The organism is Bacillus sp. 123MFChir2, from assembly GCF_000383235.1.
In the GTDB taxonomy this organism is placed as follows: domain Bacteria; phylum Bacillota; class Bacilli; order Bacillales; family Bacillaceae_G; genus Bacillus_A.
Map to the genome: position 1 here is coordinate 1 of NZ_KB911010.1, position 5,745 is coordinate 5,745.

General features: G+C 33.4%; 7 protein-coding genes. All 7 read right to left on the minus strand.

The features are described from left to right. Positions 1 to 190 (minus strand): helix-turn-helix domain-containing protein (locus H280_RS24250; protein WP_020059489.1); only part of this gene is annotated, 190 nt, incomplete at its 3' end. A 213-nt stretch (positions 191 to 403) separates the two neighbouring features. Beyond that, a complete protein-coding gene (locus H280_RS0122540; protein WP_020063354.1) occupies positions 404 to 853 on the minus strand; it encodes a DUF6376 family protein in 450 nt (149 codons plus the stop codon). A 278-nt stretch (positions 854 to 1,131) separates the two neighbouring features. Continuing rightward, entirely contained in the window at positions 1,132 to 1,482 is a 351-nt protein-coding gene (locus H280_RS0122545) for a hypothetical protein (RefSeq protein WP_020063355.1), read from the minus strand. Positions 1,483 to 1,498: 16 nt separating this feature from the next. After that, positions 1,499 to 2,299 carry a DUF817 domain-containing protein gene (locus H280_RS0122550; protein WP_020063356.1) on the minus strand — a complete coding sequence of 267 codons (801 nt, stop codon included), beginning with the start codon at positions 2,297 to 2,299 and terminating at the stop codon, positions 1,499 to 1,501. Between the two features lie 224 nt (positions 2,300 to 2,523). Next, positions 2,524 to 3,555 (minus strand): DUF1835 domain-containing protein, encoded by a 1,032-nt coding sequence (locus H280_RS0122555; RefSeq protein ID WP_020063357.1) that lies wholly within the window; start codon positions 3,553 to 3,555, stop codon positions 2,524 to 2,526. Between the two features lie 15 nt (positions 3,556 to 3,570). Further along, on the minus strand, positions 3,571 to 4,131 hold the full coding sequence (locus H280_RS0122560; RefSeq protein ID WP_020063358.1) for a DUF6155 family protein: 561 nt from the start codon (positions 4,129 to 4,131) through the stop codon (positions 3,571 to 3,573). A gap of 177 nt (positions 4,132 to 4,308) precedes the next feature. After that, positions 4,309 to 5,424, minus strand: a complete 1,116-nt coding sequence (locus H280_RS0122565; protein ID WP_020063359.1) for a hypothetical protein — start codon at positions 5,422 to 5,424, stop codon at positions 4,309 to 4,311. Between the last annotated feature and the right edge of the window lie 321 nt (positions 5,425 to 5,745).

A 5,745-nucleotide genomic window follows, 5' to 3' on the forward strand; every position in this document is an offset into this window, starting at 1 on the left:
GCTGTACATATTCCTTTTGTGCTTTTTCACTACAGTACGTACTGTTTTCTTTGACATTTCTTTTTAATTCTCGTGCGATAGAAGAGTGATGCCGCTTCAAAATCGCACCAATTTTTCTTGTGGAATACCCTAATTTATAAAGTGCTTCTAGTTGTCCACGTTCAAACGTGGTAAAATGTGAATAGCTCATACTCGTCCTCCGTGTAAAAGGTTGTGTGGTAACTTCTATTTTACACGAAGCGAGGTGGGCTTTTTTGTTTTTTTTTAAGTGTCGCACTTAATAATACAATTCGTCACATGAAAAAAACGAAAGCTTCCTCGATTTCATCGAGGAAGCTTTCGTTTTTTCTATGAAGACTTTTTCAGTGGCCTCTTATACATAACAGACTTTTTTAGATTATATTTACTTACCTAAATTTTGAATCTTATCTTTTGAATCTTGAATTTGTTGAATTGTCTGCATAAGCTCCGAGTTTTTGAATTGTTCTACATCCATTTTTCCTTCTTCTACTTTCTTCATAGTTGTATCAATTAATCCATTTAACTTTTCATTATATCCAACAATTTGCTGATGAATATCCTTTGCTACATCAGGAGGTGTCAAATCATTAAAAGCTGAAATATCCTTTTGGATTTCTCTGAGTCTAGTTTCTAATTCTTTACGAGCGGTACTATCATTGATTGCTTTTTCTACTAATCCCGGCGCTTCATTTGCAAACGCACTCACTTCATTAACATAGTCTATTGCCTTTTGAGCATAGTCAATTGAATTCTTACCTTCTTCAATCATAGAGCATCCTGTTACACCAATTACCATCATAAACAAGAATAACAAAGCTTTTTTTATCTTCATTTTTTATCTCCCCTAAATTCGTACAAATCCATCTATTTATTATTAACTTTTAGAAAATAAATGTCAAAAAACCCAAAAATATACAATAAAAGTTACTTTTTTGTTTCCTTCACTTTTTTTCAGTACTTTGCAACTAGACGGTAACATAAAAGTGGTCAGGGTCTCTTCCTAATGCAATGTTGAAAACAAAATGAGAAAGTAAGTGCAAATCATGTAATATTCTACATATCAGCGACTTAGATGTTAAAAAGTAAACTTGTATTTATATATATGACTTACTATTCTAACTTTATTATGTTAGGCACAGCTTCCCTTTCAAATGTTTTGGTATATGTGTTTCCATCTGGAGTAACAAATAGTAAAGTAATCTTACCGCAAACACCCGAGTGAAATTGAAACTCTCCTTGTGAATTTGTAACGGCACGTTCTTTATTAGAGATTGAATCTTCATACACTTGTACATTAGATAACAGCTGTTCCTTATGATCTACCAAAACAGCTTTGATTTGAACCGCACTTGCTCTACAATCTATATTATTTTCACGACTTATTTTATTATATGCCGCAATTCCGATTACAAATATAACAATTACAATACATGTAAAACAGACTACTCTTCTTCTTTTCAAGACGGATCACCCTCTTTTATTTAGGATGAAGAGAATTATTTTGAGAGAAATCTTTGCTTTTTTTCATTTTAAGTTGTTTTAATTGTGCCACAATCATAATGCTAATGACAACTAGTAAAAACCATGAACTAATTTTTCCGATGTGAACGAGTTTCCACGTTCCTTGTTGATTTGGATATTGCCACGCTCCAAAGAAAGTTGCGATATTTTCGGCAATCCAAATGAAAAAACCGACCAAAAAAAACGAAAGAACAAGCGGCATTTTATATGTGACATCTTGCAAAGAAAAATGTACATAAGTACGAAAAAACACTACAAATAATAAAACCGTTAGAACCCAGCGGAAATCATACATAAAGTGATGGGTGAAAAAGTTTAAATAAATCATCGCTCCTAGCGGAATCGTCCATATCGCATTTGGCCATCCTTCTACTTGCAAATGAAACCTTCGCCATGCTTGACAAATATAACTTGCAACACTTGCATACATGAAACCACTATAAAGCGGTACGCCCATTACTTTTGTCCACGCCTCTTCCGGATAAGACCAAGAACCTTGATGCACTTTGTATATTTCTAATGCCAATCCAATAAGGTGGAAAACAGTAATTACTTTAAGCTCATCTTTTGTTTCAAGTCCGCTTTTATACATGCCGTATTGAATGAGAAGGCAGACGAGTAAGATGAAATCATAACGGTATAGACCAGGAATATGGATCACTTTCGAAAGAGCAAGTGTCAAAAAGATGAGTACAGGAAAAATACAGGAAAGAGCTTGTTGATAGCCAAAATAAAATAACTGTCGTATATATACCATTGTTAGTCTCCTTAAAGAGTGTATCAATTGTTTGAGTTAACTACCATTCATTTCATTTTCGAAGATCCCTCTACAATCCTTAAATCAGAAATATTTGGTAACCGTAGCGTTGCATCATTATAACGCATTTCATTAAAAAAAGTTTAGAAAGTTGAAAATTTATATTACTTTTTATAAAAAGAACAAAAGGAGATGTTGTTATATACATCTCCTTTTGTTCTTTTCTATTTTTCTGGCTGTGCTAATCGTATGCTATAAAACCTCATGGAATGCAAAGAACCTTTCATAAGGAAAATGCCTTGTTTAATTAATATTTTTAAACGATATTCAATGAAATCATCTCCTACACATTGTTCAAAATGTCCTAAAACTTCCCCGACTAGTCGAGCAGATTTATAAAATTGATCCGTAAATCCATCCGTTTCTAAACTTCTAGCACATTGTACGATGAAATCATCAATATAATCTTCTGGAACAGAAACAACACAATTATTCTCCCAAATACGTAAAACCGCGTGCTCTTCACGTAATGTTTCCCATTCATTTTCAAGTGTTTGTCGCGCTCCTTTTGTTAAAGGGGATGTCCCTTTGCAGCTTTCGCGTATTGCGATTAACTTTTCAGGAACAATTTCTCCAGTATGGCGGACAATGTAATCTAAGTTTGGTTTATGGAATAACTTATTGAAACCATCAGCTGTATTTATGACATATATATCATTAGTAGCAGCTCTCAATAAAAATAATACAAAAGTAAGCCCTGCATGTTCGTAAGCATTATTTCCTGTCCAAATTGTAATCGGAACGTGAGACGGGATTGCAGATAATTTCTCCAGAGCTTCTTTCATTTCTGGCAAGTATTCCTCATCAGAGTAATCTTCTAACGGTAATCTTTCCTGTAGCCATTGCTCACGTGCAATCTGCCCCTCTTCTTCATCTAAATGAAAAAGAGGTCCTACAGAAAAAGTATCGGAAAATAACAAAACATGTTCTTTTTGAATATTTGCTTTTTTAAAAGCGTATTTTAAAGATCCTGCTGCGGAATGACCAAAAACGATATGAACATGTTTACTTTTTGTGATATCAGTTTTATGTATGTACTGTTCGATCAGTTCTTTCGGTGTATTTGTAAGTGTATTTAATGTTTCTTTATTGAAATGAGTTTCTAGTGAATGAAGTTGTGTGAGTGTCTTGAAGAGTAGCTCTCTTACTTCTCCTTCAGTTAAATGATGGATTGCTTTTGATAAGTGTTTTAGCATAATTTCTCCTCTACGTTATTCCTCTTCCTCTTCCTCTTCCTCTTCTATCCAAGGGATACTATAATATATCTCACTTAAAACGTCAGGAAATCCCCAAGCGATTTCCATACTATTACTTAAAAGATCAGATAATCTCTCAGCGTATGGTGTATAATAAGCCTCATCTTCTTCACATAAATCTACTAATTTCGCAAACATGGATAAAATTTTATTATAAAACTTGTCACCCATATCTCCATACGACCTTGTAAAATCTACACCCATTTCTACATAATACAACATTAAATCGATTGTTCTAATAGGGTCTTCTGTTGTTTTTTGAAAGCTCAGAATCATTTTTTCTAAATCAGTAAGTCTTAATTTTGGTAAACTACGTTCTGGGAAAAATTCATTTTCAATTTTCTTTCGCAATTGTTTATGTAACTCTTCGTTTACTTCATCACCTAAAAATTTGCTAGATAAATATTGTTGCACTTCTTTATTCATCTTAAATAAATCCACAATCAGCGTAATTAATTCTGTTTGGTTATATTCTTTTAATTCTTTTCTTAACGTCGGAATTTTTATTTTTTGCAAAAGTGAGCACTCCTTTATTTATAATGTAGTTTATATTAATAAAAAATTAGGTTAGAATAACTGAATTGAATATTCTATCAAAAAGAATTTATTTTCTTTTAAAAATATATAAAGCATATATGCTATCGTATTATATAAAAACGAACGTCTAATGGTAAAGATATATGTTTTTCTCCATTATTTTCCCATCAAAAACCAAGCAGGTTTATGCCTTGTCGCTCGATTTCCTTTCGCCAGATAGCGGAAATAAATGTTATGTTCTTTCAGCGGGAAGAAAATTTTGTTAAGCTCCCAACCACCGATGATCCATAATGCTCCACCGTGATGGCGTTTATCTATCATTTCAACATTGTATTTTTTCAAATATGCCATAAGGTTAAACTTCGTTGTTTCAGTCTGTTCTTGCTTTACATCTTGTTTTGTTGTTATTTTTGATTTTCTATTTGTAATGTATGAACCAAATAAAAACCAAGCTGGCTTTCCTTTTGTTATCCGGTTTCCTTTTGCCTTATAGCGGAAGAAAATTTTCTTTTCTTTTAATGGAAATAAAATTTCATTTAACTCCCAACCGCCAAGAACCCACAATGCACCTCCAATTTCACGTTTGTCAATTACATTTACATTGTGTTTTTGAAGGTATGCAATTAAATCAAAAGTTGTATTAAGTACTTGTTCTGTTTTCTCTTTATTTGAAGTAACTACCTCTGGTTCTTCGTGCTTTTTGAGATCGCCATTAAACATCGCTTGTTGCATCATCATATGTGTGAATACTTCTTGTATCGTTGTTTGAATAGATTTTTCAATCGCTACTTCTACTGTTTTACTTAATAGTTCTGTTAATTCATCGTTATGATTCTCCGCTGTCTGTTGCGGAATCTCTGGAGCTCGATAGTCCGGAGCTTGAAATCTTTCATTGCCATATGACTCCATAAACCAAACAGCAACTTTAAAAACAATACGATAGATTTGCATAGAATCTACCATACTGCCGTAATGGACATCATGATCGGCCTTATTGCCTATGGAACAGATTAAATTAAAATAACCACGGAATGTTTCATCGATAATTCCTTCACGAAATAATTTATGTATGCGCTGAACGTGCTTTATCTCATATACGCTCTGTAATTTTTCTTGATCCCAAATTTCATTTACTACAGCTTCAAGAAATAGACAAGCTTTCACAATTGCTTCATGTGGATCTTCGTAGATGTTCTTTTCTATGCTATATGCAATCTCGGCTAAATTTGGATATTGCGGTTGCAAAAAGGAGAGTACATAATTATCTTTCATGACGCCCTGGTTTAAAAAACTTATAAAAATCTATCAAAACGTTGGCGAACCAAGACAAAAGCCAACTACCGAAAAGGAATCTCACCTTTTTCCTGTCCGCAAGGCTATCACCTTCTCATTCACCTACTGTGAAAGAATAACGGCAGGTTCCTGTTAGGAACGGTCTTGTATTGCGCATAATCATTCATCCGAGTCAACTATACGCAAAGGGATATAAGTTTTAAACCAGGTTCCCTCCCTTCTTGATTTGAAATAAAATTTGTTGATTACTCATATACACTGTTTTATGAAGGATACTCCATAATTTCCAGTTGTGATGGT